The sequence below is a fragment of the Streptomyces aureocirculatus genome (genome assembly GCF_000720475.1).
Classification (GTDB): Bacteria; Actinomycetota; Actinomycetes; order Streptomycetales; family Streptomycetaceae; genus Streptomyces; species Streptomyces aureocirculatus.
The window spans coordinates 1-293 of the sequence record NZ_JOAP01000182.1 but is presented as its reverse complement, the minus strand read 5'-3'; the positions used below and the strand labels follow the sequence as shown (position 1 = coordinate 293).

The window sequence follows — 293 nt, the reverse complement described above, 5'->3', positions numbered from 1 at the left end:
GATGGGATTTTCTAGGACCACATCAGGCACGATCGACAAGGCACTTCCGAGGTGGAATCTTCCCATGCCGCGGCGGCGGTCTCATCCGCGTTCGATGGACAGAACCTGATCGCGTACGGCGGGCTGGAGCCGGTGGTGCGGCTGGCCGAGCGGTACGAACTGCCCGCGCTGGTCGGGGAGCACGTCCATCTGCTCACCTCGAAGGGCGGTACCGGCGCCTTCCTCGTCGAAGCTGACGCCGAACAGGTCTTCGCCAACTGGCGCTTCCGCTGCAACCGGTGCTCGCTACCGTG

Annotated in this window: 1 pseudogene; it reads left to right on the top strand. The window is 65.2% G+C overall.

What is annotated here, in order from left to right:
* Nucleotides 1–51: 51 nt before the first annotated feature.
* Nucleotides 52–293: pseudogene (locus IG78_RS0141275) on the top strand (hypothetical protein); the annotation flags it as partial.